This window comes from Xylophilus sp. GOD-11R, from assembly GCF_033546935.1.
GTDB lineage: Bacteria > Pseudomonadota > Gammaproteobacteria > Burkholderiales > Burkholderiaceae_C > Xylophilus.
The window spans coordinates 4,713,695-4,739,512 of sequence record NZ_CP137854.1 but is presented as its reverse complement, the minus strand read 5'-3'; the positions used below and the strand labels follow the sequence as shown (position 1 = coordinate 4,739,512).

Sequence of the window (25,818 nt, the reverse complement as noted above, 5' to 3'; positions counted from 1 at the left end):
TCGCACCTTGGTCAGCATGCCGTCGATTGCCCTTCTGCGTAGCCGCGCCCACCGCAGCGACCGGCGCCGGGCGCGCGCCTCAGACCTGCTCGGCGAGCCAGCCCCGCCGGGCGGCATCCGTGGCGTCTTCGAGCGCCTGCAATTGCGGCGGAGCGCCGCGAACACGCCGGGCCGCGTTCGCTTGAAGCGCGTCCAGCGGTCGGCGGCGCAGATGAAAAGGCAGGCTCTCGCAGAGGTCGATCAGGCGCAGCCAGTGGGCGTTCGAGAGCGGCATTTGTTGTGCGTTCGCACACATATGCGCCACGGTTTCCAGGGCAACAGCGCGCTGCTGCGGCGGCAATGCGGCCAGCGGCGCGTACAGCTCTCCCAGCCGGCACGGCAGGTTGGCGGGCAAGGCGGGGCCGGCTGTCAGCGCCCGCACGCGGCCGAGCAGGCCTGCGTTGGTATCGGGCAGCGGTGCCTGCCGCAAAGTTTCTTCCCAGGCCGGCACCCAGCCATCGACCGACGCGAAGGGAATACGCGCCAGCACCGCGATCCGGTCCTCGGGCGGCAAGCCGGCGCTCTCGCGCATCGCGACGGCGGCGAGGCGGTAGCGCAGGATCCCGGTGGGTTCCGCACGCGATCGATCGGCCATCACTTCCAGCGTGCGCCGGAGTTCGCCGGGGTCGCTGCGGGCGCGGTCGAGCAAGGGGTGGATGATGGGTGGGTTGGTCGGGCTGCCACCGCACTCGATCTGCAGGAAGCTCGAATCGCGCTTGAGGTCGATGAAGCGCATCGCGGTCGAGGGCGGCATGCGGTCCAGGTGGGTCACCACGAATTCGTGGGCGTGCAGTTTGGAGCCGATTCCGGCCAAGGTGCGCAGTGCTCGTTCGAGTTCGGCCGCCGGCAGGCGACCCACGGCCTCCAGCAAGGCCGGTGGCCGGTGGCAACCCGGGGGAACATGACACCGAAGCAGCAGGTCGAGCGCGATGTGACGGCATGGCGGCGAGGTCTCGTGCTGCACGCGTTCCACCAGGGCGCCCAGTTCGTCAGGCTCCAGGGTTTCGCCGGCCAGCGCCGCACAATCCACGATGGCGGTCAGTTCTTCGACCTGGCGCTCGTCGAGTCCGGGCAATTCCGTGAATGCCGGGTCCGGCGCCGGCCACCGCGAGGCCGCTCGCGCAACGTGCTCCATCAGGCGGCGCCAGGTCTTCGCCGGTATCGGGCCCTGTGCCTCGGCCAGGCGCAACAGGCCGGCGACGATCGTGGGGGAGGGACTGGTCTCGCGCTCCAGCAGCAGGCGCAGGGCCCTGAGCCAAGGCCGCGACGGCAATACAGCGCCTTCGACGGGTCTGAACGTGGCGCAGTCCAGGCCCAGCAGCTTCGCCAGCGTCTGCTCGAGCTGCTCGTTGGTCCACTTCGGCGCGAGCCTGGTGACGGCCGACCACACCGAGTCGACGCAAAGGTCGCGGCATTGTTTCGGGACTTCGGCGAGCCGGGTCCAGGCCGTCTGCCAGCCGGCGTCGTCGCGCGCTGCCTCCAGAGCGCGCATCGCCAGCAGCGCGGGACGTTGGTCTGAGAAGGTGTCGCGAAGTTCCTGGTTGAGACCGCTGAAGACCTGCGTCGCGTCGACGTCCAGCGTTTGCTCGTGCCCGTTGCGGCGCAGGCCGACTTCGGTGATGAGTTGTTGAACTTCGCGCGAGAGGTGCTCGAAGGTGGTGACGGCTCTCTGCTGCTCCGTGGCTGGTGTCGGCGCATCGGGTCGGCGAAGCGGATGGGGCGCCGTCGGGGCGACGGCCGTGGGAACGGAGGGCAGCATGTCGGAGCTCGCATGAAGGATGTGAGGCTGCGCATGCTCCGCGCTTTTGCCGCTTCGTCATGCCGTCGAGCGACGCCGACGCCGCCGGGGCGAAGCGCGACGCCGAAGACCGGATCGCCTAGCCGGGCGGCAGGTCGCCCAGGAGCACCGGGGCATCCGGCAGCTCGTTTGGATGCTGGGTGCCGTCGTCCCGGGTCGGGAAATGGGTTGCCAGCAGGGTGGTGACGTCGTCGAGCGCCTGGGTCAGGCCGTCCTGGTAACGGCCGGCGCCGAAGGCGTCGCCCATGTGCGCCACCAGGTGCTGCCACTGGCCGGGGCCGACGTGGCGGTTGAGGCCGCGGTCGGCGACGATCTCGATGGCGTGTTCGGACAGCAGCAGGTAGACGAGGACGCCGTTGTTCTCTTCGGTGTCCCACACACGCAGTTTGCCGAACAGGGTGAGGGCGCGTTCACGCGGCGTGGCGTCGCGCCAGAGGTAGCTGGTGGGCAGGCCGGCCTCGATGCAGACGCGGATCTGGCCGGTGTGGTGGCGCTCGCTGGCCGCCACCTGTCGCTGCAGCTGGGCGACGAGTTCGGGCGGGATGGACTTGCGGATATCGCGTTCGTCACGCCAGCGGTGGCGCACGATGCGGGCGAGCCGGGAAAAGATCTTGGTCATGTCGCTCTCACCAGTCGCCCGAGGCGCCACCGCCTCCGAAATCGCCGCCGCCGCCCGAGCGGAAGCCGCCGCCCGACGAACGTGAACTTCCGCCGAAGGGGCTGCGCGTCAGTTCGCCGAAGCCGGTGCCGGCGATCACGCCGCCGGCCGCGCCGCGTGAGCCCAGGCGTGGCGCCAGACCGCTCCACGACAGCATCGCCAGCACCCAGGCCAGCACGCCGGCGACACCGGCGGCCACCACGCTCCAGGTAAAGAGAAAAGCCAGTCCGCCGACGACCACCGCGGCCAGCACCGCGCCAAGCCGTCGTCCCAGCACGCGCCGGGCCACGCCGCCGAGCACCGGTACGGCAACGAAGAGGAACACGGCGAGGTCATACCACTGGAAGCCGGTCTTGCCGCGATCGGCCAGCGGCTCGTCGCCGTCGATGGAGCCCTGCGCGGCGTCGGGCGCCGGCGGGTTGGGCGAAGGCAGCGCCTCGGCGCGGATGCGCTGCTCCAGGCGGTCGAGCGCGTTGGTGAGGCCGCCGACATAGTCGCCGATGCGGAAGGCCGGTGTGATGGCCTCGTCGATGACTTCCTTGGCCGCCAGGTCGGGCACGGCGCCTTCGAGCGCCTTGGCGACCTCGATTCGCACCTTGCGGTCGCGCTTGGCCACGATGATGACCAGTCCGTCGCCGATGGCGCGGCGGCCGATTTTCCAGGTGTTGCCCACCCGGTTGGCGTAGGCGGCGATGTCTTCCGGCGCAGTGGTCTGCACCATCAGGATGGCGACCTGCGAGCCGGTCGCCTGTTCGAAATTCACCAGCCGCGCCTCCAGCACGCCCTTCTGGCGGGCATCGAAGGTGTTGGTGTTGTCGGTGACGTGCATCGACGGCGCGGGAATCGGCTGCAGCTTCTGCGCCCGCGCGGCCGACGGCGCCATGAGCACCGTCAGCAGGAAAGCGGCGGCCAGCCAGGCGAATGCCGGGCTGCGCCACCGATGGAAAAACGAAGGAAAAATCAAAGCGCGAAGGCTCCTGTCAGCGTGCGGGCGGTGGGGAGGAGGAAGTGCCGAAATCGACCGTCGGCGCACGGCCGTCCTGGGCGCCGCCGGTGGCGGTGAAGGCCGGCTTGGGGGTGTAGCCGAAGATGCGGGCGGTGATGTTGGTCGGAAAGCTGCGGGCCTTCACGTTGTATTCCTGCACCGACTGGATGTAACGGTTGCGGGCCACGGTGATTCGGTTTTCGGTGCCTTCGAGCTGCACGCGCAGGTCGCGAAAGCTCTGGTTGGACTTGAGATCGGGATAGGCTTCCGACACCGCCAACAGCTTCGACAGCGCGCCGCCGAGCTGCGCCTGCGCCTGCTGATAGCGCTCGAAGGCCTGCGGATCCTTCAGCGCCTCGGGCGTGAGCTGGATCGAGGTGGCGCGGGCGCGTGCCTCGATGACCTGGGTGAGCGTGTCTTGCTCGAACTTCGCCTCGCCCTTGACCGTGGCGACCAGGTTGGGTACCAGGTCGGCGCGACGCTGGTATTGATTCTGCACCTCGGCCCAGGCGGCGGTCGATTGCTCGTCAAGGCTCTGGAATTCGTTGTAGCCGCAACCCGTGAGAAGTGCGGCCAGCAACAGGGAAAGCGTAAGGTGTCGCATAGGGTGGGGGTATGCCGTCGGGGGTGACAGGCGGCGAGTCTGACACAGGCTTCGGGCGGCGCAACGGACCGTCTGCATCAACCGGTATCCGCCGCGAGGCTATGCTTTGCGCTTTGTCGCCTTGCGCGCGACGCCAGGAAAGCCATCCATGCACCGAGCTACCGCCGCCGTCTCCCCGCAGCCCAGCCGAGCCGCCTGAAGATGCGCAGCACCCGCATGAAATCCACCGCGGCCGTCGGCGGCCGGCCCGACGATATCGAGGCCCAGTTCTACGAGGCGCTGCGCGCCGGCGACCTGGCCGCGCTCATGGCCTGCTGGGCCGACGAAGACGACATCTTCTGCGTGCACCCGGGCGGCCTGCGGCTGGTCGGCGTGGCGCAGATCCGCGCCAGCTTCGAGGCCCTGTTCGCGCGCGGCGCGCCGCAGATCCGCTACGAGGATGTGCGGCGCGTCGAGACGCTGGCCACCAGCGTGCACAGCGTGGTCGAGAAAATGACGCTCGCCATGCCCGACGGCGAAGCCGAAGCCGTGGTGGTGGCCACCAACGTGTTCCAGAAGACCGCGCAAGGCTGGCGCATGGTGGCCCACCACGCCAGCCCCGGCGCGATCGGCGAAGCCACCGCCCGCACCGAGGGCGCCCAGACCCTGCACTGAACGAACGTGCCGGCGGATTTCAATCGGTACCGTGCGCCCTGGTGGCTGCCGGGCGGCAATCTCCAGACGGTGTGGTCGGCGCTGTACGCACGGCGCGGCGACGGTTCGGCGCCCGTCTACCGGCGAACGCGCTGGGACACCGCCGACGGCGATGTGATCGACGTGGATTGGGCGGCGGACTCAGCCGGGGCTGGCGACGAGCGCCCACTGCTGGCGCTGTTCCACGGCCTGGAGGGCTCGTCGGCCAGCGCGTACGCGCAGAGCTTCGCTGCCGCCGCCCGTGCGCGCGGCTGGGCTTTCGCGGTGCCGCATTTCCGGGGCTGCGCCGGCACCCTGAACCTGGCGCCGCGGGCCTATCACTCGGGCGACTATGAGGAAATCGGCTGGATGCTGCAGCGGCTGCGCGAGGCGCACGGCGCAGGTCCGATCCTCTCCGTGGGGGTTTCACTGGGCGGCAATGCGCTGCTTCGCTGGGCCGAGGAAGCAGGCGCCGACGCCGCCCGGCTGGTGTCGGCGGTGGCGGCGGTGTGCTCGCCGATCGACCTGGGCGCCAGCGCCCGGGCCATCGGCCGGGGCTTCAACCGCCATGTCTACACCCGCATGTTCCTGGCCAGCATGAAGCCCAAGGCGCTGGCCAAGCTGGTGCAGCATCCGGGGCTCTTCGATGCCGAGGTGCTGAAGGCCGCCCGCGACCTGTACGACTTCGACGACGTCTTCACCGCACCCCTGCACGGTTTTCGCGACGCCGAGGACTACTGGCGCCGCTGTTCGGCCGCGCCGCGCCTGGGCGACATCCGGCTGCCGGCGCTGGTGCTGAACGCGGCCAACGACCCCTTCGTGCCGGTGCAGAGCCTGCCGACCCGGGTCTCGGGCGACCATGTCGTGCTGTGGCGGCCGCGGCATGGCGGGCATGTCGGTTTTCCGCGCGGGGCGCTGCCGCCGGGCGATGTCAATGCAATGCCGGAGGCGGTCTGCCACTGGCTGGGCGCGCACCTGCCCCTCGGCCACACGTCGCGCCACCCGTCGTAACCCGCGCGTCGCGATGCTCCGACAGAATCCACGCATGGACGACATCGTGAAACAAGCCATGGCCAAGTGGCCCAACGTGCCCGACTGCTTCGGCTGGCTGGGCCTGGACGCGCGGGGCGACTGGTATCTGCGCGACGACGCGGCGCAGGCCGCGGGCGTGTTTCCCGAGACTGCGGCGGCGCGCGGGGCGGTGCTGCGGCACGAACAGTTGCTGGGCTTCATCGCGCGCAACTACCAGGGTGACGAGGAAGGACGCTGGTTCTTCCAGAACGGTCCGCAGCGGGTGTATGTGGAACTGGAAGCCGCGCCCTTCGTCTGGCGCGTCGATTCGGATGGCAGTGTGAACTCGCACACCGGTCTTCCGGCGGGCGAGGTGTCGGAGTGCCTGGTGGACGAGCGCGGTCGGCTCTACCTCGTGACCGCGCTGGGCTGCGGGCTGGTCCACACGCTGGACATGCTGCACGCGGCCGAGGCGGTGGAATCCGGCGCCTGGCAGCCCCGGCCCGTGACCGATGCGGAACTGGAGCGGCGCTGCGGCTTCCAGCGGCACCCGGTCAGTGGGAAAGCTTGAAGTGCTTGGCGTGGATCGCGGCCACGGATGAGGAGAACTTGGCCAGCGAGAAACGGTTCTCGTAAGCCTTGCGGCCATTCTTCACCAGGGAGCGCCTGAGTTCGCCGTCGGTCAGCGCATCGATCAGGTTGTCGGCGATCGCCTGGATGTCGCCTGGCTTGACGAAAAGGGTGTCGACCCGGTTCTGCAGCACCGTCGGGATCTCGCCGACCGGTGTGCAGATGGTGGGGATGCCATTGGCAAGCGCTTCCAGCACCACGAGCGGGAGACCCTCGTCGTAGGAAGGCAGAATCATCACGTCGGCCGATCGCAGCACCTCGGCTGCCTTGGCCTGATCGACCCAGCCCAGAAAGCTCACCAGCCTCTGAAGGCCCAGCCGGTCCGAGAGACGGCGATATTTCTCGACGTCGCCGCCACCGACGATGAACACCTCCATCGTTTCCGGATCGAAGCGGGGATCGGCGACCGCCTGCAGAAGGTCGGCAGGCCCCTTGCGATCGGAAAGATTGCCGAGAAACAGCACACGCTTTCGGGGCCGATCCGGTCGGGACTCGGGCAGGTTGGCCGGGCCGGGAACGCCGTTGATGACGATGCTGACCTTGTCCGGACTGATGCCGATCACATCGATCAGAAAGCGCCGTGAGTTGTCGCCCAGCACGATGTTGTGGGTCGTCATCCGGAAGATCGAACGGGTGAACAGCCTCGTGGGGGCAGACGCGGTGCGGTAGTAGCTTTCCATCTGCGCGGCATGAAGATGGAGAACCGCAGGAATGCCGAGCGAGCGCGCGAACATCACGAGGATTCCCTTGCGCAGCACGCTCAGGCGTTCGGCCATGTTGACGTGCAGACCGGCCAAGCTTCCGTCGATGCGACTGCGCAGGATCGTGGCCATCGCCCGGCCGAGGTAAATGAAAGAGCTCGCCGGACTGCCACCGCCACGCGTGTCCAGCTTGACCATGTGGGCATCGCGATAGCATTCGAAACCGTCCTGCGCCTGGATCAGATAGTCGACCACCCGCAACATGCCGCCGCCGTTGGGTCCGAGCGGCCCGGCCATATAGATGTACTTCATTTAAACAGCGCCGAAGGTGGATCGGGAACGCAGCAGGACGCCCGTTTGCAGAGAGATGCAACGCCGCAAAGCATAACGTATGCCGACCTCGGCGTGGCATAAAAGCCGCAGGTCGTCAGTAGCCAGTCAGCCGGCAGGGGCTGCGATTTTTTTCGGCGATCGATTGCGGTTCACACCCGCATCTATCGGGCGGCATTGACCATGTACTCGACGGCCGCACGCACGTCAGCGTCCGAAGCACTGGAGCCGCCCTTCGCAGGCATCGCCCCCATGCCATGGAGGGCGGCATTGACCAGGGTGTCCATGCCGGTGGCGATGCGCGGTGCCCACGCCGCCTTGTCGCCGAACTTCGGCGCGTTGGCGATACCGGCCGCGTGGCAAACCTGGCAGGTCTGCTTGTAGAGCGCCTCGCCTGCCGCATTGGCCGTGGCGGCGGACGCCGCCACAGCTGTGGCCGGTGCAGCGGCAGGAGCGGCACCGGCCGGCGTGCCCGTGGCGGGCCCCGGCGATGCAGCGGCCGCCTGCACCGGCGCGGCGGTGGGCGCGGGTGCCGTGGTCGCTGCTGCCGCACCGGCGGCGGCCGTGGCGGCCGGCCGGTCGGGCACCGGGAAGCTCGCGCCACCGGCGTTGGCCATGTAGACCACCGCCCGGCCGATCTCGACGTCGTCGAAGTCGCCGCCGCCCTGCGCCGGCATGGCGCCCTTGCCGGCGAGCGCCGAATGCAGCAGGCCATCGTAGCCCTGACCCAGGCGCGGACCCCAGGCGGCGGCGTCGGCGAACTTCGGCGCGCCGACCATGCCGGTGGCGTGGCAGGTGGCGCATTGGGCCTTGAAGACATCTTCGCCCGACTGCAATGGCCGGTTGGCATCGCGGATCTCGACGGTGCCGATGCGCTGGATGCGTGCCTCGAGCGCTTTCTGGGAGTCGGCCTCGCTGACGCCGGGCGCGGGCTTGTTGGCGGAGGTGACGTAGAGGACGAGCCCGATGATCGCGAAGATCGGCACCACGAACGAGAAGAAGACCGCTACCAGCAACTGCTTGGGATTCTTGATCGGGCCCGAGTGGCCCTCGTCTGCCGGATTTGTCTCGCTCATGGGCTTGGCGTCCTCAGCTTTTCATCGGGGCGATCCAGGCGTGGAGTAGCCGGGAATCAGCGAACGATTATAGGGAGCCACCCCCTGCCGCGCGGCCCGCGGGACAGGGGGGTTTCCATGAGGCTCAGCGCGGCGAAGCGGTGCCGCCGGCGTTGTTGGCGGCGACTTCGTCGGCCGCCGTCCAGCCGCCGCCGAGGGCGCGGTACAGCGCGACCTGGTTCTGCCGCTGCGCCAGCCGGGTCTGCACCACGGCCTGCTGCGCGGCGAAGAGCGAGCGCTGGGCGTCGAGCAGGTCGAGGTAGGTCGAGACGCCGTTGCGGTAGCGCAGGTCGGACAGCTCGAACCGGCCGCTCTCCGCCTGCGCCTGGGCCTGCAGCGCGCGCAGCTGCTCGGCGAGCGTGGCCTCGCCGGCCAGTGCATCGGCGACTTCGCGGAAGGCAGTCTGGATCGCCTTCTCGTACTGGGCGACCGCGATCTCGCGACCGGCGCGCGCCGAGTCGAGCCCGGCCTGGTTGCGGCCGGCGTCGAAGATCGGCAGCAGCAGCGAGGGCGCGAAGCTGAAGGCCGAATTCTTGAACAGGTCGGACAGCTCGCTGCTGGCGAAGCCCGCCTGCGCGGTCAGCGAGATGCGCGGGAAGAACGCCGCCCGCGCCGCGCCGATGTTGGCGTTGGCCGCGATCAGTTGCTGCTCGCTCTGGCGGATGTCCGGGCGGCGGGTCAGCAGGTCCGACGGCAGGCCGGCCTGCAGTACCGGGAACGGCGCCACGTCGGCCAGGCGATTGCCGGCAAGGCTGCTGCGGATGTCGGCCGGCAGCGGCTGGCCGAGCAGCAGCACCAGCGAGTTCTCGTCGAGCGCGCGCTGGCGCTGCGCCTGGGCCAGCGTGGCGCGCGCGCTTTCGGCGAGAGACTCGGCCTGGCGGGCGTCAAGCGCGGACGACACGCCGTTTTCCAGCCGCATGCGGGTCAGGCGCACGGAATCCTCGCGCGTGGCGACGGTGCGGCGCGAGATGTCGAGCAGTTCCTCGTCGGCCTGCAGCGCCAGCCAGGCGTTGGCGATGCCGGCGATCAGGCTGGTCTGCGCGGCACGCCGGCCTTCTTCAGAGGCGAGGTAGGTCGACAGCGCCTGTTCCTTCAGGCTCTGCAGCCGGCCGAAGAAGTCGAGCTCCCACGAGGTGACGGCCAGCCCGAGCTGGTAGGTGTTGTACAGGTCGCCGGTGACCGGGTTCGGCGCACGCGTGGCGTTGGCGGCCAGGCCCACGGCCGGGAACTGCGCCGCGCGGGTGATGCGGAACTGCGCCCGGGCCTGCTCGATGGCGAGCGCGGTGGCGCGCAGGTCGCGGTTGCCCGACAGGCCGATGCCCACCAGCCGCGCCAGGCGTTCGTCGGTGAAGAAGCGCTGATAGGGCAGGTCGGCCGCGACAGCGCCGTCGGGCAGTCGCGGCGCCGCGCCGTCGATGGCCGGCGCCGGCGGGAAGGCCTGCTCGACCGGAGCGGCCGGGCGTTCGTACTTCGGGATGAAGCTGCAGCCGGAAATGGCGGCCGCGGCGGCGAGCGCCACGAGGGCGAATGTCGGTTTACGCATGGTGGTTTCCATCCGTGGATGCGGGTGGCTCGTCGCCCACGCCGGCCGCTTGGGCATGCTGGGCATACATCTGCTGCTGGCGCTTGCTGCCCTTGAAGAGGCCGCGCACCACCACGAAGAAGATCGGCACGAAGAACACCGCCAGCACCGTGCCGGTGATCATGCCGCCGATCACGCCGGTGCCGATGGCGCGCTGGCTGGCCGAGCCTGCGCCGCTGGCGATGAACAGCGGCAGCACGCCCAGCATGAAGGCCAGGGAGGTCATGATGATCGGCCGGAAACGCAGGTGGGCGGCGGCCAGCGCCGACTCGATCACGCTCTTGCCGGTGGCCTGCAGGTCCTTGGCGAACTCGATGATCAGGATCGCGTTCTTCGCCGACAGGCCGATGATGGTGATCAGGCCCACCTGGAAGTACACGTCGTTGGAGTAGCTGCGCATGAGTGTGGCCAGCAGCACGCCGACCACGCCAAGCGGCACCACCAGAATCACCGACAGCGGGATCGACCAGCTTTCGTAGAGCGCGGCCAGGCAGAGGAACACCGCCAGGATCGCGAAGCCGTAGAGGATGGTCGCCTGCGAGCCGGCGATCTTTTCCTCGCGGGTCAGGCCGGTCCATTCGTAGCCGAAGCCTTCGGGCAACTGCTTGGCCATCTGCTCCATCTCGGCGATGGCGTCGCCCGAGCTGTAACCGGGGGCGGCCGAGCCGTCGATGCGCATGGCCGGATAGCCGTTGTAGCGCACCGTCTGCGTCGGGCCGGTGACCCAGCGGGTGGTGGTGAACGACGACAGCGGCACCGGCGCACCGCGCACATTGACCGCGTTGAGCTTCAGCAGGTCCTCGGGCTGCATGCGCGCCGGCGCGTCGGCCTGCACCACCACGCGCTGCAGACGTCCCTGGTTGGGGAAGTCGTTGACGTAGCTGGAGCCCAGGGCGGTGGAGAGCACCGCGTTGATCGCGGCGAAGTCCACGCCCAGCGCTTGCGCGCGGTCACGGTCGATGTCCAGCCGCAACTGCGGCGCGTCTTCCAGGCCGTTGGGGCGCACTTGCGCCAGCTTGGGGTTGCGAGCGGCCATGCCGAGCATCTGGTTGCGCGCGGCAACCAGCGCGTCGTGGCCCTTGCCGGCGCGGTCCTGCAGCCGGAAGGTGAAGCCCGAGGCGGTACCGAGTTCGGGAATCGCCGGCGGCGACAGCGGGTAGATGAAGGCGTCGCGGATCTGCGAGAGCGCACCGAAGGCGCGGCCGGCCAGCGCCTTGGCGCTGTGCTCCTCGCCATGGCGCTCGTCCCAAGGGTTGAGCGTGACGAAGGCGAGCGCCGCGTTCTGGCCCTGGCCGGAGAAGCTGAAGCCCATCACGCCGACCATGCTGCGCACTTCGGGCTGCTTGAGCATGAAGCCCTCGACCTGCTCCAGCACCGAGCGCGTGCGCTCCTGCGTGGCGCCCGGCGGCAGCTGCACGTTGACGATGATGTTGCCCTGGTCCTCGTCGGGCAGGAAGGACGAAGGCAGCCGCAGGTAGACGACCACCACCACGCCGATGATGGCGACGTAGATGATGAGGTAGCGGGCCGCGCGCTTGAGCAGGCGCGCCACCAGGCTCTCGTAGCCCTTGGCAGTGCGGGTGAAGCCGCGGTTGAACCAGCCGAAGAAGCCTTTCTTCTCGTGGTGGCCTTTCTCGATCGGTTTGAGCAGCGTCGCGCACAGGGCCGGTGTGAGCGACAGCGCCAGGAAGGCCGAGAACGCGATGGAGGTCACCATCACCGCCGAGAACTGGCGGTAGATGTTGCCGGTGGAGCCGCTGAAGAAGGCCAGTGGTACGAACACCGAGATCAGCACCACGGTCACGCCGATGATGGCGCCGGAGATCTGGCCCATCGCCTTGCGGGTGGCCTCGAGCGGCGCCAGGCCTTCCTCGGCCATGATGCGCTCCACGTTCTCCACCACCACGATGGCGTCGTCCACCACGATGCCGATCACCAGCACCATGCCGAACATGGTCAGCACGTTGATCGAGAAGCCCAGCGCCAGCAGCGCCGCGAAGGTGCCCAGCAGGGCGACCGGCACCACGACCGTCGGGATGATGGTGTAGCGGATGTTCTGCAGGAACAGGAACATCACCAGGAACACCAGCACCACCGCCTCGAACAGCGTGTGGGCCACCTGCTCGATGGAGATCTGCACGAAGTCCGAGCTGTCGTACGGGATGTCCCACTTGATGCCCTGCGGGAAGAACTGCTGCAGCTCGCCCATGCGCTGGCGCACGGCCTTGGCGGTGGCCAGGGCGTTGCCGCTCGGCGCCAGCTGCACGCCGATGCCGATGGCCGGCTTGCCGTTCAGGCGCGCCGAGGTCGCATAGGCCTGTGCGCCGAGCTCGATGCGGGCCACGTCCTTGAGCTTGACGGTGGAGCCGTCGGTGTTGGCGCGCAGCACGATGTTGCCGAACGCTTCCACGCTGGAGAGCTGGCCGGTGACGACCACCGTGGCCGCGATGGATTGCCCGGTGATGTTGGGCAGGTCGCCGATGCTGCCCGAAGCCACCTGGGCGTTCTGGTTGCGGATGGCGGTGGTCACGTCGGCGGCCGAGAGGTTGAAGCCGGTCAGCTTGGCCGGATCGATCCAGATCCGCATCGAGCGCTCGGTGCCGAACAGCTGCGCCTGGCCGACGCCGAAGGTGCGCTGGATTTCCGGCAGCACGTTGCGCGAGGCGTAATCGCCCACCGCGTAGACGTCGTTCTTCGGATCGTCCGACGACAGGATCACGAACATCAGGAAGTTGGCGCGCGACTTGTCGACGCGCACGCCCTGCTGCGTCACCGCGGCCGGCAGGCGCGGTGTGGCGCGGGCCAGCCGGTTCTGCACGTCCACCTGGGCCAGGTCGGGGTTGGTGCCCGGCTGGAAGGTGGCGGTGATGGTGCCGGTGCCGTCGGCCTGGGCCACCGACTCCATGTAGATCATGCCGACCGCGCCGTTGAGTTCGCGCTCGATCACGCTGATCACGCTGTCTTCGAGCGTCTGCGCGGAGGCGCCGGGGTAGGCGAGGTTCATCACGATGGCGGGCGGTGCCACCGTGGGGTATTGCGAGATCGGCAGCTGCGTGATCGAGACCGCGCCGAGCACGATCATGAACAGCGCGACCACCCAGGCGAAGATCGGCCTGTCGATGAAAAACTTGGCCATGCAGGCGCTCCCGTTTACTTGGTCGCCGCGGCCGGAGCCGCCGGCTGGGCTGCGGGAGCGGGCGCGGCGGCGCCGACCGGCTGCCACGGCACTGCCTTGACCGGCGTGCCCGGCGGGATCATCTGCAGCTTCTGGAAGCCGTCGACCATCACCTGCTCACCGGCCTTGAGGCCTTCGGTCACCACCCACTGGTTGTCCTTGGAGCCGCCGACCTTGATCTGCCGTGGCGAGATCTTGCCGTCCGCGCCGACGATCGACACGGTGTCGCCCTGCTGCGTGCGTGTCACCGCCTGCTGCGGCACCAGGAACGCGTTCTGAACCTGCGCCTGCTCGATGCGCACCCGCACGTACAGCCCCGGCAGCAGCACGCCGCCCGGGTTGGGCACCTCGGCGCGCAGGGTGACCTGGCCGGTGGTGGCGTCCACCGTCAGGTCGGTGAACAGCAGCTTGCCGGTCTGCGGCAGCACGGAGCCGTCTTCCTGCACGATGCGCACCACGGCGGCTTCGGAGCCGCCCGCGCGCTGGATCAGGCCTTTCTGCATGGCGGCGCGCAGGCGCGACACCTCGGCCACCGACTGCGTGAAATTGACATAGACCGGGTTGATCTGCTGGATCACCGCCAGCTGCGTGGATTCACCCTGGCCGACCAGCGCGCCCTCGGTCACCAGCGTGCGGCCGATGCGCCCGGAGATGGGCGCGGTCACCTGGGCATAGCCGAGCGAGATCTGTGCGTTGGTCACCGCGGCCTTGGCCACGGCCACGTCGGCCTGGGCCTGCTTCTCGGTCGCCTGCGCGTTGACGAAGTCCTGCTTGCTGATCGCGTTGACCTCGACCAGCGGCTGGTAGCGCTGCACCGTGGCGCTGGCCTGCGAAAGATTGGCTTGGGCGCGCTGCAGAGAGGCGGCCGCGCTCTGGGCACTGGCGGCGTAGGGCGCCGAATCGATTTGGTAGAGCACCTGGCCGGCCTTCACGTCGCTGCCTTCGGTGAACAGACGCTTCTGCAGGATGCCGGCCGCGCGGGCGCGCACCTGGGCCACGCGCGATGCCTCGACCCGGCCGGGCAGTTCGGTGTCGATGCCGACATTGCCCGGTTGCACCGTGACCACGCCCACCTGCGGTGGCGGCATGCCGCCGCCGGGCGGCCCGCCTGCAGCCGGCGCGCCTTCTTTCTTGCCGCATGCCGCCAGGAGCACGGCAGCGGCGAGGGTGAGAGCAAGAGCCGATGAGGCAGCCGCGGAACGGGCGGGAGTCGGGGCTTTCCACGAAGCGCGCATGGAGGGTCCTTCCAATGACTTTTGGAGCAATGCGGGAGAGGTCGAAGTTGACGCCGAAACTGCGTTTTCGGAATCAATCCGTACCGTAACGGTAGGTTACGGCCGGAGGCGGGCGCAAGTATACATACAATGCTGCATGTAAAAGCTTGATTCGCTGTGCCAGCCGGCGCGCTTGTGATCGAAGCCCCTCTCGCCTGACGAAACCCCGAACCATGGCCCGCCGCACCAAGGAAGAAGCGCTCCACACCCGCAGCCGCCTGCTCGACGCCGCCGAGCAGTTGTTCCATGCGCAGGGTGTTTCGCGTACCTCGCTTCAGGACATCGCGGCGGCGGCCGGCACCACGCGCGGCGCCATCTACTGGCACTTCAAGGACAAGGCCGACTTGTTCAACGCCATGATGGAGCGGGTCACGTTGCCGATGGAAGACACCATCCGGCACCTTGGCGAGGATCCGCTGGCCGACCCGGTCGAGGACATCCGCGGCTCGGTCCGCACCGCGCTGAGCATGGTGCGCGACGATCTGCAGGTGCGGCGCGTGTTCGACATCGCGATCCATCAGGTCGAGTACGTGGACGAACTCAAGGCGGTGAAGGAACGCCACCTGGAGTGCCGCAACGACTGCCTGGTCAAGCTCGAACGCGGGCTGGTGCGGGCCGCCGAGCGGCAGCGATTGCGGCTGGCGCTGGCCCCGGCGATCGCGGTGCACGGCCTGCACGGGCTGGTCGACGGGCTCATCCAGAACTGGTTGCTCGATGCCGACGCGTTCGACCTGGTGGCCAGCGGCACCAGCGCCGTGGACGTCTACCTGCGGGGGCTGGGGTTCGACCTGGAGGTGAAGACTTCGGCCGACCGGGCGGACGTGGTCGCTGAATAGGCCATAATCGCGCTCTTTGGCGCAATGCCAGAAACAGCGGCTGTAGCTCAGTGGATAGAGTATTGGCCTCCGAAGCCAAGGGTCGTGGGTTCGATCCCCGCCAGCCGCACCACATCTCAAAACAGCGTTGATTACGCTGCTTTATATTTGAGCAGGTGTCCCCGTGCGCAGCACCCTAATACAAAGGGTGTTCAATGGACAATCTCCTTCGTCGCGCTAGCGGCATCTACGTCGCGCGACTTGCCATCCCAACTCGGCTGCGGCCGATCCTCGGTTCCAGAGAGTTTGTGGCCAGCACTGGTGCGCGTAGCCGGACCATGGCGAAGCTTGTGGCCTGCAAGTTGCTCGCAGGCTGGCGGCGCAAGCTCTGGGAAATTGAACAGCTCCAGCTACCTGAGGCCTTGATGAACTACCACAGCATCCTCAAGCTCGTTGATGGCAGCCCTGCCTTGCGTGCCCACAGCTACTTGCCTATAGGTCAAGCTGCAGCTGCCATGGGGTTGGACGTGGCGGATCTCCTTCGGCAGGCTGCAGACGGGCACCTTGGGCTGTACTGCCGGCTATTGACGAGGCCGGGATACACCACGCAGTTCTCCGACTTCGAGCCTGACGATCCGGATTTGGGCACGGTCGTTGTGCCTACCCTGTCGACTAGGCCCGCTGGCTCTCGCCTTTCACGAGCCTCAGGGATCTATCGCGTACCGACAGACGAAACGGACGTGATTGCAGCGGTCTTCCTAGCAGGTAAGGCTGCTGATGTCGTTGCATTGGAGATCGTTGGGCAAAAAGCCAATGGCATGGCGTTCGTTCCAGAGGAGACCTTCCGTCTTGACGTCAACAACGTCGAACTTTCGTGTGCCGAACTTGAATCGCGCAGACGCCGCATGGCGGACGGGATTTCGCCAGCCGCTTTGGCAGCTGCCACGCCGGCATCTACCTCGACTCGCTTTACCCATTCGTTGAGCGCCTGCGCACGCTGCCAATTTTCGGCGCAATGGGATCAATTATTGCCGACAGCGACGGGTACTCATTACGGTGCTCCCATCCATCCTCACTGCACGCTTACGAACTTCGGGCGAGAACTAGTTCAGCTTCTTATGGCTTCTTCTTCTCAAGTGTTGAAGCCTAGTCAAAACTCGGGGCGATGCACGACAAGGTCGCTTGGCTGCCAAACCTGGCCGCGGAAGTCTACAACTGCGCAGCCGAGGGGACGGCTGTAAAGCCGACGGGGAATTTAATACGATGGAAGAGCGATCATCGTCCAAGGCAACGCTCTGGCCGACCTTGAGTTGCAGCCCAGCCTGCTGAATGGAATACCCGGGCAGTAACTAATCGCTCTTGGATTCTCGTTCTTTTATATGACGCCGCATCAAAACAGAGCGCGTTAAAAAGACTGGATTCCCAATAACGTAACGATTGAACAATCGTCGCGGCTCTAAAACTAGGCGAAACAACCATTCAAGCCCAATAAAGCGCATCCAATTTGGAGCGCGTCGAACTTTGCCGCCGATAAAGTCAATTATTGCGCCGCCGCAAATTATCAAGCAAGGCCAATCCTTTATCGCCTTCCGCAGTTCGATTGCAAGGATCTCTTGTTTAGGCATACCCATGCCTAGAATGATTAAAGCAGGCCGAGTATGCAGGGCAGAAGCAATGTAAAGATCGAGCTCTAAAAACCCGTGCATTGAATCAACTTCTGCGACTCCATCCATATTCGCAAGCACTACGCTGCGTGCTCGGCGGGCGATTTGATCGTCCGTGCCAAACAGAGCAATTCTTTGGCCATTATAGATTTTAAGAATATGCGGAATTAGATCTGTTCCGTTTAAATTAAAACCGGGCGTTTGATTGATCATTCGCAGCAAGGTTGCCACACCCGACCCGTCTCTCAGCAGGATATCGGCTCCCATTAATGCGTCAAAAAATTGATGCGAATTGACCGCAGAATTCATCGCATGGGCATTCACGAAAGCAAGAATTTTAGCGCCACGGGGTCTTGCAAGATCCGACATCAAATCTTTCATGCCCATATCATCGTTAACGATTCTAACTTTCGTAAGCAACCTACCCCATCGGCTTTTCCAGCTTCCAATTACGTAATAAGAGTCCATACACCTAGCTTAAAACCGCCGTTTTTAGGTCAAGCCTTCCGTTATATGAAAAACTGAATAGCCGTATTCAATTGATCTCCACAGGCGGTCTCTTGGCGAAGTCCTCTTTCGGGAACCACATACACGGCTTCTTGGCACGCGGACTTAGCTTCCTGGGCTGACGTATTTGGCTGAATGGGGTCTTCCGCCCCTGCTGCTAAATAATAAATAAACGTATTGCAAGCCATGCCTACTCTTTTGCGATCTCGGAAATTGACATGTCTCGCGCAATGCTTTAACGGCTGATGACAGAAAGTATCGCGTCATCATGCGACACAAGCGCGCGATGCAGGTCTAGCACGGTAGTTGCAATTTAAGCCGTATGGCCTATATCAAATCCGCTTCCTGTCCCGCACCGGCCAATGCTTCGGAATCGCAGAAGCTAGGCCAACTTTCTTCGCCCATCGCCGCGCCGCGACGTACGAGTACCTGGCTGGCAGCGAGCATTGCGTCGGCATCCGCGATGCTGCAGGCCTGTGGCGGCGGAGGCGAAGACTCACCTTTCCACGTATAGTGGCGGTGTTTCGAGCGACTCCAGCACCAGTACGAGTGCAAACGTTTCGGCCGTTTCGGGCTTGGGTCAGGCTGCGATTGCGGACACTGCTGTGGCCGGTGGCACGTCCGGACCACTTGAACAATCGCGCACTTATGTCATGACTAAGAGAGGGCAGTGAAGAGGTAGCCCAACCTACTGTCATAAAATGAATGCTCAACTGGTGCTCGCATTGGGGCTATAGACATGGGGTTAATCCCCGCCAGCCGCACCATCTTTCTTTTCACCGCCGTCCGGCAGCGTTCCATGGCGCTGCAAGCTCTGTTCGCCCATGCTGCGTCGCCTGCTCAAAACCTTCGAATCATCGAAGCGCCGCTCGGCCCGGCACTTGAACGCCGACGGGCTGGCCTGCTGGGGCAGAGGCGATCTGCCGGCCGCAGAGCGCAGTTTCCGGCAGGCGCTCGCCGAAAAACCCGACCACGCTTTCGCCATGAGCAACCTCGGCGCGCTGCTCATGGCCGTGCACCGCTACGAAGAAGGCATGGGCCTGATCGAGGAAGCCGCGCGCATCGCGCCGGAAGCCGACGCCGGCATCTGGGTGAACCTGGCCAACGCCTGCCATCTATCCGGCCGGATCGAGTTGGCCATCGAGCACTTGAAGCGGGCATTGAGCCTGGACCCATTGCGCGTCGAGGCGCGGCTGAACATTCTGCGGCCCTTGCTCGATGCCTGCGACTGGGACGGCGTGGCGGAGCAGGTCGCGTTCATCCGGCAGCAGTTGTGCGATCGGGGTGACGAGGCCTGGGGCATGGTCGCGCCGTTCAGCACCGTCTTCCTGGATTTCGATCGGCACGAGCAGAAGGCCGCTGCCATGTATTACGCGCGGCAGTTCGGTGACCAGATGCCGATGCCACGCCGGCCTACCCCCACGCGCACCGGCCGGCGCGTTCGCCTGGGTTATCTGTCGGCCGACTTCCACGACCATCCCACCCTGCACCTGACGCAGGCCATCTATGCGCTGCACGACCGGTCGCGCTTCGAGGTGTTCGCCTATTCCATCGGGCATCCCGACACCGGGCCGCACCGCCAGCGGGTGATGGCCGACTGCGACCATTTCGCCGATGTCCACCCACTGAGCGACCAAGCCATCGCAGGACGCATCGCCGACGACGGCATCGACATCCTGGTCGACCTGAAGGGCTACACCGGCAACGGCCGACCCGGAGTGCTGGCGCTGCGGCCAGCTGCGGTGCAGGTCAACTACCTCGGTTATCCGGGAACGATGGGCGCGCCGTTCATCGACTACATCGTGGCTGACAACCACGTGATTCCATTCGGGTACGAGGACGGCTACACCGAGAAGGTCGTGCGCCTGCCGTTCAGCTACCAGGCGACCGACAACCGACAGGCGATCGACCCGAACGTGCCCGACCGCGCCGCGGCGGGGCTGCCCGACACGGGCTTCGTCTACTGCTGCTTCAATACCTCGGCCAAGATCGACCGCCGCACGTTCGGCGCCTGGATGCAGGTGCTCAAGGCGGTCGACGGTTCGGTGCTCTGGCTGCTCGACGCGCCGGGTGTCGCACGCCGGCGGCTGGCTGCCCAGGCGCGCCTGGAGGGCGTGAACCCGAACCGCATCGTCTTTGCACCGGTGCTGTCCAAGCCCCTGCATCTTGCGCGGCTGGCGCTGGCCGACGCAGCGCTCGACACTTTCATCTGCAACGCACACACCACCGCGACCGACGCCCTGTGGGCCGGAGTTCCCGTGGTGACGCTGTCCGGCCAGACCTTTGCCTCGCGCGTGGCGACCAGTCTGCTGGCAGCGGCCGGGCTGCCGCACCTGGCTCTGGAGAACCCTCCGGAGTTCGTCGCGACGGCGGTCCGCCTGGCCAGGGATGACGGATTCCGGGCTGAAGTCCGCGCCGTGATGGACCGCAGGCGGGAGTCGCCCATGTTCGATACCGCGGGCTATGTGCGCGCGCTCGACCACGCGTATCTTTCGATGCTGCCCACACCGGAGCTTTCATGACCGACATCACCATCTTTCACAACCCCCGGTGCGGCACTTCGCGCAACGTGCTGGCGATGATCCGCAACAGCGGTGTCGAGCCCGTCGTCGTCGAATACCTGGTGACACCACCCGATCGCGCGACCTTGACGAAGCTCGTCGCCGACATGGGCACGCCGGTGCGTGAGGTGATCCGTCAGAAGGAAGCGCTCTACGCCGAGCTGGGGCTGGCCGACGCGACATGGAGCGACGACTCGCTCATCGGCCAGATGCTGGCGCACCCGATCCTCATCAACCGGCCGATCGTGGTGACGCCGCTGGGTACCCGGCTCTGCCGGCCTTCGGAAACCGTGCTGGAGATCCTGCCTTCGGCGCAGCGTGCCGCGTTGTCCAAGGAAGACGGGCCGCCGGTCGTCGACGACGCAGGCCGGCGCATCGGGCAGGCCTGACGCCGATCGGTCAGCGCCCGGTCCCGGCCGGGCTCACGCCAGGCTTTTGCCCAGCCAGTCGGCGAAGGCCGCGCATTCCCAGCGGTCCATGGTGCCGGTTCGCCAGCAGAGATGATGGCCGTGCGGGCTGGGCACGTCGAGGTCGAAGATGCGCTCCAGCGAGCCGTTGTCCAGCCAGGGCGCGGCGAGCTTCAGGCGCGCCAGCGCGATGCCCAGGCCTTGCGCAGCGGCGTCGCAGATGAGGCCGATGTCGTTGAAGGACGATCCCTCCGAAGGCTCGGGCCAGTCCAGGCCCTGCGCGTCGAACCAGTTGCGCCACGGGTCGAGCGGCGAGCGCAGCAGCACGGCGCGCTCCAGGTCGGCGGGTGTGTCGAACGGGCCGTGTTCGCGCAGGTAGGCCGGCGAGGCGAGCGGGGTGACGACGTCCTGCGCCAGGCAGATGTGCTCCACGTCGGCATAACGGCCGGTGCCGAAGCGCACCATCAGGTCGGCGTCTTCGGCCACCACGTCGAGCAGCGGAATGCTCACCTGCAGCGCGATGTCGATCTCCGGATAGGCCTCGGTGAACTGGCGCAGGCGCGGTATGAGCAGCGAACGCGCGAAGGTCGGCGTGACGGCGACACGCAGCTTGCGCCGCCCGCCGTGCGCGGCGCCGATGTCCGGAAATCGCGAGAGAGCGGCCAGCCCTTCGCGGACCTGCGCGAGGTACTGGGTGCCGTCGGTGGTCAGCGAAAAGTCGGCGCGGCCGAAGAGCTTGGCGCCGATGACCTGCTCGAGCTGCCGCACCCGGTGGCTGACCGCGCTGGGGGTGACGCACAACTCCTCGGCGGCCTGGCTGACGCTGCGCAGACGCGCCAGCGCCTCGAAGGTCAGCAGGCACTGGATCGGCGGGATGCGCTTGGCGCCCGCGACGATCACCGGAGTGCCGCTCGGCTGCGCCATGGCGGCTCTATTTGAAGATGACGGTCTTGTGGCCGTTGAGCAGCACGCGGTGTTCGCTGTGCCATTTCACGGCGCGCGCGAGCACCTGGCTTTCGGTGTCGCGGCCCTGGGCGGTGAAGTCTTCGACCGTCTTGCTGTGGTCGACCCGGGCGACGTCCTGTTCGATGATCGGACCTTCGTCCAGGTCGGCGGTAACGTAGTGGGCGGTGGCGCCGATCAGTTTCACGCCGCGGTCGTGCGCCTGGTAGTAGGGCTTGGCGCCCTTGAAGCTCGGCAGGAAGCTGTGGTGGATATTGATCGCGCGGCCTTCGAGCTTGCGGCAGAGGTCGTTGGACAGTACCTGCATGTAGCGCGCCAGCACCACGAGTTCGGCGCCCTCGGCCTCGATGATCTCGTACTGCCGGGCCTCGGCCTGCGGCTTGGTCGCGGCCGTCACCGGGATGTGGTGGAAGGGCACGTTGTAGCTGGCCGCGAGCTGGTAGAAGTCGCGGTGGTTGCTGATGATGGCGCGGATGTCGATGGCCAGCAGGCCGCTCTTCCAGCGGAACAGCAGGTCGTTGAGGCAGTGGCCTTCCTTGCTGACCATGAGCACCGTCTTCACCGGTTCCTGCTGCAGATGCAGGCTCCAGGACATCTGGTGGGCGGCGGCGAAGGCGCCGACTTCGTTGCGCAGGCCCGGCGTGTCGAGGTCATGGCGGAACTGAACGCGCATGAAGAACAGGCCGGTGGCGTGGTCGTTGTACTGGGCTGCCTCCTCGATGTTGCTGCCGCGCTCGAACAGGAAGCCGGAGACGGCGTGGACGATGCCGGGGCGATCGGGGCAGGACAGTGTGAGGATGTAGGCGTGGGTCATAACCGGCGGATTGTCGCAGGCCGTCGCTGCCTGGTTCAGCGCGCGGGCTTCGGGCCGAGGCGCGTGGCGAGCCCGGCGCAGGGGTCGCCGGCGGGCGCGGGTGGCGTCGGCTGCAGCTCGTCGAAGCGGCCCCGGGCGACGTCGCCGTCGGCCACCAGCGCGATGGCGCGCACGCGCAGCTGCGTCGGCAGGTGCTGAGGAACGCCCATGGCGGCGTCCACATGGCCGGATCCGGCCAGCAGCACGGCGGTGCGGCCGCCGGCGGCGGATTCGGCCAGCGCGTGGGCCATGCTGCGGTCGCGCGCGATCTGGATGCGCAGCATCTGCGGCAGGCGGCTTTCGGGCAGCAGGCCGCAGTGGCCCTCGCGCAGGGCGGTGCTCAGGCGCTCGCGGGCGGAAGCGGGCAGCTGGGCGTCGAGGGACACATCGGCCATGGCGGCGGCCATCTGGTCCTGCGGCAAATTGGCGCCGATGACCGGGATGCCGGCCGCGACCATCGCCGTGATGGCTGGCGCATAGCGCTCCCACGGCCAGGATCGTTCGCTCCAGCGCAAGGCCTGGCGAATGGCATCGGGCGTGGCGTCGCGGCCGAGCGCGACGGTGGTCGTGCCCGCCGGCGCCATCTCCAGTACCAGCGCGGACAGGTGTTGCGCGTTCGCGAGCTGATTCAAGCTGGCGACGACCACCGTGACCTGCCCGGGCGCGTCGTGCCGTTCGCCGAAGAGGAGGATGTCGGGCTTTCCGGCGCTCGCGTCGGGCGCGTTGGGTGTGGCGCAGGCTGCCAGGAACGCGGAGGCCAGGACCATGAGCATGTGTTGTCGGGGTCGCATGGCGTCACTATGCCCAAAGTCCAATCCCACAAATTTCACAAAAGAAAACGCGCCGCCGGATTGCTCCGTGGCGCGTTCGATGGGTCGTGGGTAGCGTGCTCAGTGCACGATCACCGGGTTCTGGGCCAGGCCGGCGTAGCTGTCGAGGGTGTCCTCGACTTCTTCCTGCGTCGGCGTGTTCTTTTGCCAGTCGAGGATCTTTTCCTGGAACATCTCGGCCCAGGAGCCGTCGAGGTAAACCTCTTTGCCGGATCGTTTATCGACAATCTCGAAGCCGTGGCGCGCGAGCTGCGGGCCGGTGGATTCGGGGAGATCCTCGTCGTCGTCGGGGACCATGTGGACTACGACAAAGCTCTCGGAGTCATACAGCATCTGCATGGTGCTTGCCTTTCATCGGTCTCTGACAGATAGCAACCTTGGTGCCAGTTTCAAGGGGAATGCCCTCTTGCTGGAAGTTGCCATGAGAGCATAACCGGGTAGGACAAGCCCTTGACGATCCGTTGTTTTCAAGGTCTTTCCGCGGAGTCGAGCCGCTGTTCGATGAAATCGCCGTTCTGCTGGGTGATGCGCATGCGCACCGGCAGGTAGCCGAGCGCGGGGGCGATCCACACCTCCACGCGGGTGTCGTAGGCCTTGCGCGGCGAGCGCTCCAGCCTGATCGCCTGCTGGGCCCCGATCGGCAATTGCAAGGCTTCCTCGTCGCCGACCACGAAGGTCCATTCGCCCAGGTCGTTGGAGCCGGCGGTGGGAATGGTGATGGTCGTGCCCTTGGGGTAACGCCCCGGGTCGCCCGCCATCTGGGATGACAGTTGCAGGAACACGCTCAAGCGGTCCTGCGCGCCCGGCGGCAGCGGCATCTGGGGCGCGTTGGAGCTGAAGACGATGCGGCCGGCCGCGCGGTCGAAATGCGTGGCCTGCTCGCGCTTGCCCTTGTCGGTGAAGCGTTCCGGCTCCAGCCCCGCAGGGCCGATGGTGCCTTCGCTGGTCTGGATGCGCGAACCGATGAGAAAGGCGCTGACCTCCATGCGGGTGCTGTAGCGGGCGCCGTCCTGCTGCCAGAGCAGGTCAGCGTTGGCGTGATAGACCAGTCCCTTGGCCTCGCCGTTCATCTCGTAGCGCAGGCGCACCGAGGCCGGAAGGCCGATCGGTGGCGGTGGCGTGGCCGAAACCGGCGGGGTGGGTTCGGGCGGTGGCGTCGCCTCGGCGGTCGTTTGTTCCGGCGCGGTGCCATCGGATGCCGGCGCCGTACCGTCGTTCGCACCGCTGTCGGGCGCGGCCGCGTCATCGGACACCGCGGATGGCGTGGCGACGGGTTGGGATGGCGACTCCGGCTGCGCGGTCGGCCGCGGTCGGGGCTTGCGTGCGGGCGGCGGCGGGGGCGGTGGTGGCACGACGCGGGTCACCAGGTGCAGCGTCTTTTCGTCGAGTGCCTGCCCGTTGGTGCTGCCCAGCGGCAACCAGCCCAGTATCGTCAGGTGGGCGGCCAGCACCACGATCGCCAGCACGGCGAGCATGGCGCGGGACAGCCGGATCGGCTTGACGGGCGGGGCGGAGGCGGCATGGCGCATGGCGTCACGGGAGAAGGCGGGGCTGGAGGGCGCGGCGGCGGGGCGCAGCGCTACGGCGACAATCGCACGATGAAACTCGCCACCTACCAGGACGGATCGCGCGAAGGGCAACTGGTGGTCGTATCGCGCGATCTGACCTCGGCCCATTATGCGACCGGCATCGCCAATCGCCTGCAGGCGGTGCTCGACGACTGGAACTTCCTGTCGCCGCAACTCCAGGATCTCTCCGACGACCTCAATGCCGGCCGGACACGCCATGCGTTCGCCTTCGAACCCGAACGGTGCATGGCGCCGCTGCCCCGGCCCTTCGCCTATCTGGAAGGCGATGCGTACGTCCATCGCGACGAATTGCTGCAGCAGGCCGCGGGTACGTCCGTCGCGGCACGCAAGACGCCCAGCCTGACCCGCCTCGGCGGCTCGGCGATGCTCGGCCCGGTGGATGCGGTACGGCTGCAGCGCACCGGCGTTTCTGCCGATTTCGAGTCCGGTCTGGCCGTCGTCACCGGCGACATCCCGGCCGGCTGCACGCCGGAGCGAGGACTGGAAGGCATCCGTCTCCTGATGCTGGCGGGCGGTATCGCGCTGCGCGGACCCGCGCCGGCCGAATTCGACGCGCGGCCGGCCACTTCTTTCGGCCCGGTCGCGGTCACCACCGACGAACTCGGTGCCGCATGGTCACGCGGCCGACTGGCCGGCGTGCTGCAGACCACCTGGAATGGTCGCAAGGTCGGATTGTGCGAGGCCGACGCCGACATGGCCTTCCATTTCGGCGATCTCATCGCGCGGGCGGCCCGCCATGGCCGGCTGGTCGCCGGAACCATCGTCGGCTCGGGGCCGGCGAGCCACCGCGGCACGCCGCGTGAAGCCGGCGCCGAAGGCAAGCGCGTCCGCAGGCAAGATGCCTCGGGCCTGGAATGGCCGCGTGGCTACGGTTCGATCGTGGAAAAGCGCGCCATCGAAACCCTGCAGGACGGCTCGGCCAAGACGGCCTGGCTGCAGGCGCACGACACGGTGCGTATCGAAATGAAGGGCCGCGACGGGCAATCGATCTTCGGTGCCATCGCGCAGGAAGTCACTTTTGACGACGACGGGGGTGCGGCGGCCGAGGCCTGACG

Annotated in this window: 22 protein-coding genes, 1 tRNA gene and 2 pseudogenes; 9 read left to right on the top strand and 16 right to left on the bottom strand. The window is 67.0% G+C overall.

The genetic code is table 11. The features are described from left to right. Positions 1-79: 79 nt before the first annotated feature. The 4 genes from R9X41_RS21865 to R9X41_RS21850 all read right to left on the bottom strand — a co-directional run bounded on the left by R9X41_RS21865 (position 80) and on the right by R9X41_RS21850 (position 4,084). Complete coding sequence (locus R9X41_RS21865; RefSeq protein WP_318632539.1) at positions 80-1,798, bottom strand: hypothetical protein; 1,719 nt, start codon at positions 1,796-1,798, stop codon at positions 80-82. Between the two features lie 118 nt (positions 1,799-1,916). Beyond that, on the bottom strand, positions 1,917-2,456 hold the full coding sequence (locus tag R9X41_RS21860; RefSeq protein WP_318632538.1) for a TPM domain-containing protein: 540 nt from the start codon (positions 2,454-2,456) through the stop codon (positions 1,917-1,919). 7 nt (positions 2,457-2,463) lie between these two features. Then, positions 2,464-3,459 carry a TPM domain-containing protein gene (locus R9X41_RS21855; RefSeq protein WP_318632537.1) on the bottom strand — a complete coding sequence of 332 codons (996 nt, stop codon included), beginning with the start codon at positions 3,457-3,459 and terminating at the stop codon, positions 2,464-2,466. A gap of 16 nt (positions 3,460-3,475) precedes the next feature. Further along, on the bottom strand, positions 3,476-4,084 hold the full coding sequence (locus tag R9X41_RS21850; protein WP_318632536.1) for a LemA family protein: 609 nt from the start codon (positions 4,082-4,084) through the stop codon (positions 3,476-3,478). 216 nt (positions 4,085-4,300) lie between these two features. On the opposite strand from R9X41_RS21850, the gene R9X41_RS21845 reads away from it, so the two are divergent. The 3 genes from R9X41_RS21845 to R9X41_RS21835 are packed head-to-tail and all read left to right on the top strand — an operon-like array spanning position 4,301 to position 6,338. Beyond that, positions 4,301-4,738: a YybH family protein gene (locus R9X41_RS21845; protein WP_412556637.1), complete on the top strand. Its 438-nt coding sequence runs from the start codon at positions 4,301-4,303 to the stop codon at positions 4,736-4,738. 6 nt (positions 4,739-4,744) lie between these two features. Continuing rightward, positions 4,745-5,767 carry a YheT family hydrolase gene (locus tag R9X41_RS21840; protein WP_318632534.1) on the top strand — a complete coding sequence of 341 codons (1,023 nt, stop codon included), beginning with the start codon at positions 4,745-4,747 and terminating at the stop codon, positions 5,765-5,767. Between the two features lie 34 nt (positions 5,768-5,801). After that, positions 5,802-6,338 (top strand): DUF2946 family protein, encoded by a 537-nt coding sequence (locus R9X41_RS21835; protein WP_318632533.1) that lies wholly within the window; start codon positions 5,802-5,804, stop codon positions 6,336-6,338. Here R9X41_RS21835 and R9X41_RS21830 read toward each other — a convergent pair. The 5 genes from R9X41_RS21830 to R9X41_RS21810 form a co-directional block, all read right to left on the bottom strand. Next, positions 6,322-7,395: a glycosyltransferase family 4 protein gene (locus R9X41_RS21830; RefSeq protein WP_318632532.1), complete on the bottom strand. Its 1,074-nt coding sequence runs from the start codon at positions 7,393-7,395 to the stop codon at positions 6,322-6,324. The genes R9X41_RS21835 and R9X41_RS21830 overlap by 17 nt on opposite strands. A 197-nt stretch (positions 7,396-7,592) precedes the next feature. After that, complete coding sequence (locus R9X41_RS21825) at positions 7,593-8,504, bottom strand: c-type cytochrome (RefSeq protein ID WP_318632531.1); 912 nt, start codon at positions 8,502-8,504, stop codon at positions 7,593-7,595. Positions 8,505-8,628: 124 nt separating this feature from the next. Beyond that, positions 8,629-10,086 carry an efflux transporter outer membrane subunit gene (locus R9X41_RS21820; protein ID WP_318632530.1) on the bottom strand — a complete coding sequence of 486 codons (1,458 nt, stop codon included), beginning with the start codon at positions 10,084-10,086 and terminating at the stop codon, positions 8,629-8,631. After that, positions 10,079-13,261 (bottom strand): efflux RND transporter permease subunit, encoded by a 3,183-nt coding sequence (locus tag R9X41_RS21815; protein ID WP_318632529.1) that lies wholly within the window; start codon positions 13,259-13,261, stop codon positions 10,079-10,081. Before R9X41_RS21815 ends, R9X41_RS21820 begins: the two co-directional genes overlap by 8 nt. 14 nt (positions 13,262-13,275) lie before the next feature. Continuing rightward, positions 13,276-14,535, bottom strand: a complete 1,260-nt coding sequence (locus R9X41_RS21810) for an efflux RND transporter periplasmic adaptor subunit (RefSeq protein ID WP_318632528.1) — start codon at positions 14,533-14,535, stop codon at positions 13,276-13,278. 212 nt (positions 14,536-14,747) lie between these two features. Between R9X41_RS21810 and R9X41_RS21805 the strand changes: the two genes are divergently transcribed. The 3 genes and pseudogenes from R9X41_RS21805 to R9X41_RS21795 form a co-directional block, all read left to right on the top strand. Beyond that, positions 14,748-15,410: a TetR family transcriptional regulator gene (locus tag R9X41_RS21805; protein WP_318632527.1), complete on the top strand. Its 663-nt coding sequence runs from the start codon at positions 14,748-14,750 to the stop codon at positions 15,408-15,410. A 36-nt stretch (positions 15,411-15,446) separates the two neighbouring features. After that, positions 15,447-15,522 (top strand) — tRNA-Arg (locus R9X41_RS21800). Between the two features lie 82 nt (positions 15,523-15,604). Then, positions 15,605-15,709, top strand: a pseudogene (locus R9X41_RS21795) (hypothetical protein); the annotation flags it as partial. Positions 15,710-16,334: 625 nt separating this feature from the next. Here the strand turns inward: R9X41_RS21795 and R9X41_RS21790 are convergent. Both R9X41_RS21790 and R9X41_RS21785 read right to left on the bottom strand, forming a co-directional pair. Then, a pseudogene (locus R9X41_RS21790) lies at positions 16,335-16,459 on the bottom strand (IS3 family transposase); the annotation flags it as partial. 279 nt (positions 16,460-16,738) lie between these two features. After that, complete coding sequence (locus R9X41_RS21785) at positions 16,739-17,434, bottom strand: WecB/TagA/CpsF family glycosyltransferase (protein ID WP_318632526.1); 696 nt, start codon at positions 17,432-17,434, stop codon at positions 16,739-16,741. A 950-nt stretch (positions 17,435-18,384) separates the two neighbouring features. On the opposite strand from R9X41_RS21785, the gene R9X41_RS21780 reads away from it, so the two are divergent. Both R9X41_RS21780 and arsC read left to right on the top strand, forming a co-directional pair. After that, a complete protein-coding gene (locus R9X41_RS21780; protein WP_318632525.1) occupies positions 18,385-20,082 on the top strand; it encodes an O-linked N-acetylglucosamine transferase, SPINDLY family protein in 1,698 nt (565 codons plus the stop codon). Further along, positions 20,079-20,510, top strand: a complete 432-nt coding sequence (arsC, locus tag R9X41_RS21775; RefSeq protein ID WP_318632524.1) for an arsenate reductase (glutaredoxin) — start codon at positions 20,079-20,081, stop codon at positions 20,508-20,510. The genes R9X41_RS21780 and arsC overlap by 4 nt, the downstream gene beginning before the upstream one ends. A 33-nt stretch (positions 20,511-20,543) precedes the next feature. Here arsC and R9X41_RS21770 read toward each other — a convergent pair whose 3' ends face one another. From R9X41_RS21770 to R9X41_RS21750, 5 genes are all read right to left on the bottom strand, one after another. After that, positions 20,544-21,452 carry a LysR substrate-binding domain-containing protein gene (locus R9X41_RS21770; RefSeq protein WP_318632523.1) on the bottom strand — a complete coding sequence of 303 codons (909 nt, stop codon included), beginning with the start codon at positions 21,450-21,452 and terminating at the stop codon, positions 20,544-20,546. Between the two features lie 7 nt (positions 21,453-21,459). Next, positions 21,460-22,305 (bottom strand): formyltetrahydrofolate deformylase, encoded by an 846-nt coding sequence (purU, locus tag R9X41_RS21765; protein ID WP_318632522.1) that lies wholly within the window; start codon positions 22,303-22,305, stop codon positions 21,460-21,462. A gap of 35 nt (positions 22,306-22,340) precedes the next feature. Continuing rightward, positions 22,341-23,117 carry a ChaN family lipoprotein gene (locus tag R9X41_RS21760; RefSeq protein ID WP_318632521.1) on the bottom strand — a complete coding sequence of 259 codons (777 nt, stop codon included), beginning with the start codon at positions 23,115-23,117 and terminating at the stop codon, positions 22,341-22,343. Between the two features lie 117 nt (positions 23,118-23,234). Next, positions 23,235-23,513 carry a BTH_I0359 family protein gene (locus tag R9X41_RS21755; RefSeq protein ID WP_318632520.1) on the bottom strand — a complete coding sequence of 93 codons (279 nt, stop codon included), beginning with the start codon at positions 23,511-23,513 and terminating at the stop codon, positions 23,235-23,237. 128 nt (positions 23,514-23,641) lie between these two features. Beyond that, a complete protein-coding gene (locus R9X41_RS21750) occupies positions 23,642-24,703 on the bottom strand; it encodes a DUF3108 domain-containing protein (RefSeq protein ID WP_318632519.1) in 1,062 nt (353 codons plus the stop codon). Between the two features lie 69 nt (positions 24,704-24,772). Here R9X41_RS21750 and R9X41_RS21745 point away from each other — a divergent pair, with 69 nt between their 5' ends. Then, the gene (locus R9X41_RS21745; protein WP_318632518.1) at positions 24,773-25,816 is read left to right on the top strand and encodes a fumarylacetoacetate hydrolase family protein; all 1,044 of its coding nucleotides are present in this window, start codon (positions 24,773-24,775) and stop codon (positions 25,814-25,816) included. Positions 25,817-25,818: the final 2 nt, after the last annotated feature.

Coding starts and splice junctions, on each gene's coding strand:
- R9X41_RS21865 (WP_318632539.1), bottom strand. CDS start 1,798: ATGCTGCCCTCCGTTCCCACGGCCGTCGCCCCGACGGCGCCCCATCCG.
- R9X41_RS21860 (WP_318632538.1), bottom strand. CDS start 2,456: ATGACCAAGATCTTTTCCCGGCTCGCCCGCATCGTGCGCCACCGCTGG.
- R9X41_RS21850 (WP_318632536.1), bottom strand. CDS start 4,084: ATGCGACACCTTACGCTTTCCCTGTTGCTGGCCGCACTTCTCACGGGT.
- R9X41_RS21845 (WP_412556637.1), top strand. CDS start 4,301: ATGAAATCCACCGCGGCCGTCGGCGGCCGGCCCGACGATATCGAGGCC.
- R9X41_RS21835 (WP_318632533.1), top strand. CDS start 5,802: ATGGACGACATCGTGAAACAAGCCATGGCCAAGTGGCCCAACGTGCCC.
- R9X41_RS21830 (WP_318632532.1), bottom strand. CDS start 7,395: ATGGCCGGGCCGCTCGGACCCAACGGCGGCGGCATGTTGCGGGTGGTC.
- R9X41_RS21825 (WP_318632531.1), bottom strand. CDS start 8,504: ATGAGCGAGACAAATCCGGCAGACGAGGGCCACTCGGGCCCGATCAAG.
- R9X41_RS21820 (WP_318632530.1), bottom strand. CDS start 10,086: ATGCGTAAACCGACATTCGCCCTCGTGGCGCTCGCCGCCGCGGCCGCC.
- R9X41_RS21815 (WP_318632529.1), bottom strand. CDS start 13,261: ATGGCCAAGTTTTTCATCGACAGGCCGATCTTCGCCTGGGTGGTCGCG.
- R9X41_RS21810 (WP_318632528.1), bottom strand. CDS start 14,535: ATGCGCGCTTCGTGGAAAGCCCCGACTCCCGCCCGTTCCGCGGCTGCC.
- R9X41_RS21805 (WP_318632527.1), top strand. CDS start 14,748: ATGGCCCGCCGCACCAAGGAAGAAGCGCTCCACACCCGCAGCCGCCTG.
- R9X41_RS21785 (WP_318632526.1), bottom strand. CDS start 17,434: ATGAAAGATTTGATGTCGGATCTTGCAAGACCCCGTGGCGCTAAAATT.
- R9X41_RS21780 (WP_318632525.1), top strand. CDS start 18,385: ATGCTGCGTCGCCTGCTCAAAACCTTCGAATCATCGAAGCGCCGCTCG.
- arsC (WP_318632524.1), top strand. CDS start 20,079: ATGACCGACATCACCATCTTTCACAACCCCCGGTGCGGCACTTCGCGC.
- R9X41_RS21770 (WP_318632523.1), bottom strand. CDS start 21,452: ATGGCGCAGCCGAGCGGCACTCCGGTGATCGTCGCGGGCGCCAAGCGC.
- purU (WP_318632522.1), bottom strand. CDS start 22,305: ATGACCCACGCCTACATCCTCACACTGTCCTGCCCCGATCGCCCCGGC.
- R9X41_RS21760 (WP_318632521.1), bottom strand. CDS start 23,117: ATGCTCATGGTCCTGGCCTCCGCGTTCCTGGCAGCCTGCGCCACACCC.
- R9X41_RS21755 (WP_318632520.1), bottom strand. CDS start 23,513: ATGCAGATGCTGTATGACTCCGAGAGCTTTGTCGTAGTCCACATGGTC.
- R9X41_RS21750 (WP_318632519.1), bottom strand. CDS start 24,703: ATGCGCCATGCCGCCTCCGCCCCGCCCGTCAAGCCGATCCGGCTGTCC.
- R9X41_RS21745 (WP_318632518.1), top strand. CDS start 24,773: ATGAAACTCGCCACCTACCAGGACGGATCGCGCGAAGGGCAACTGGTG.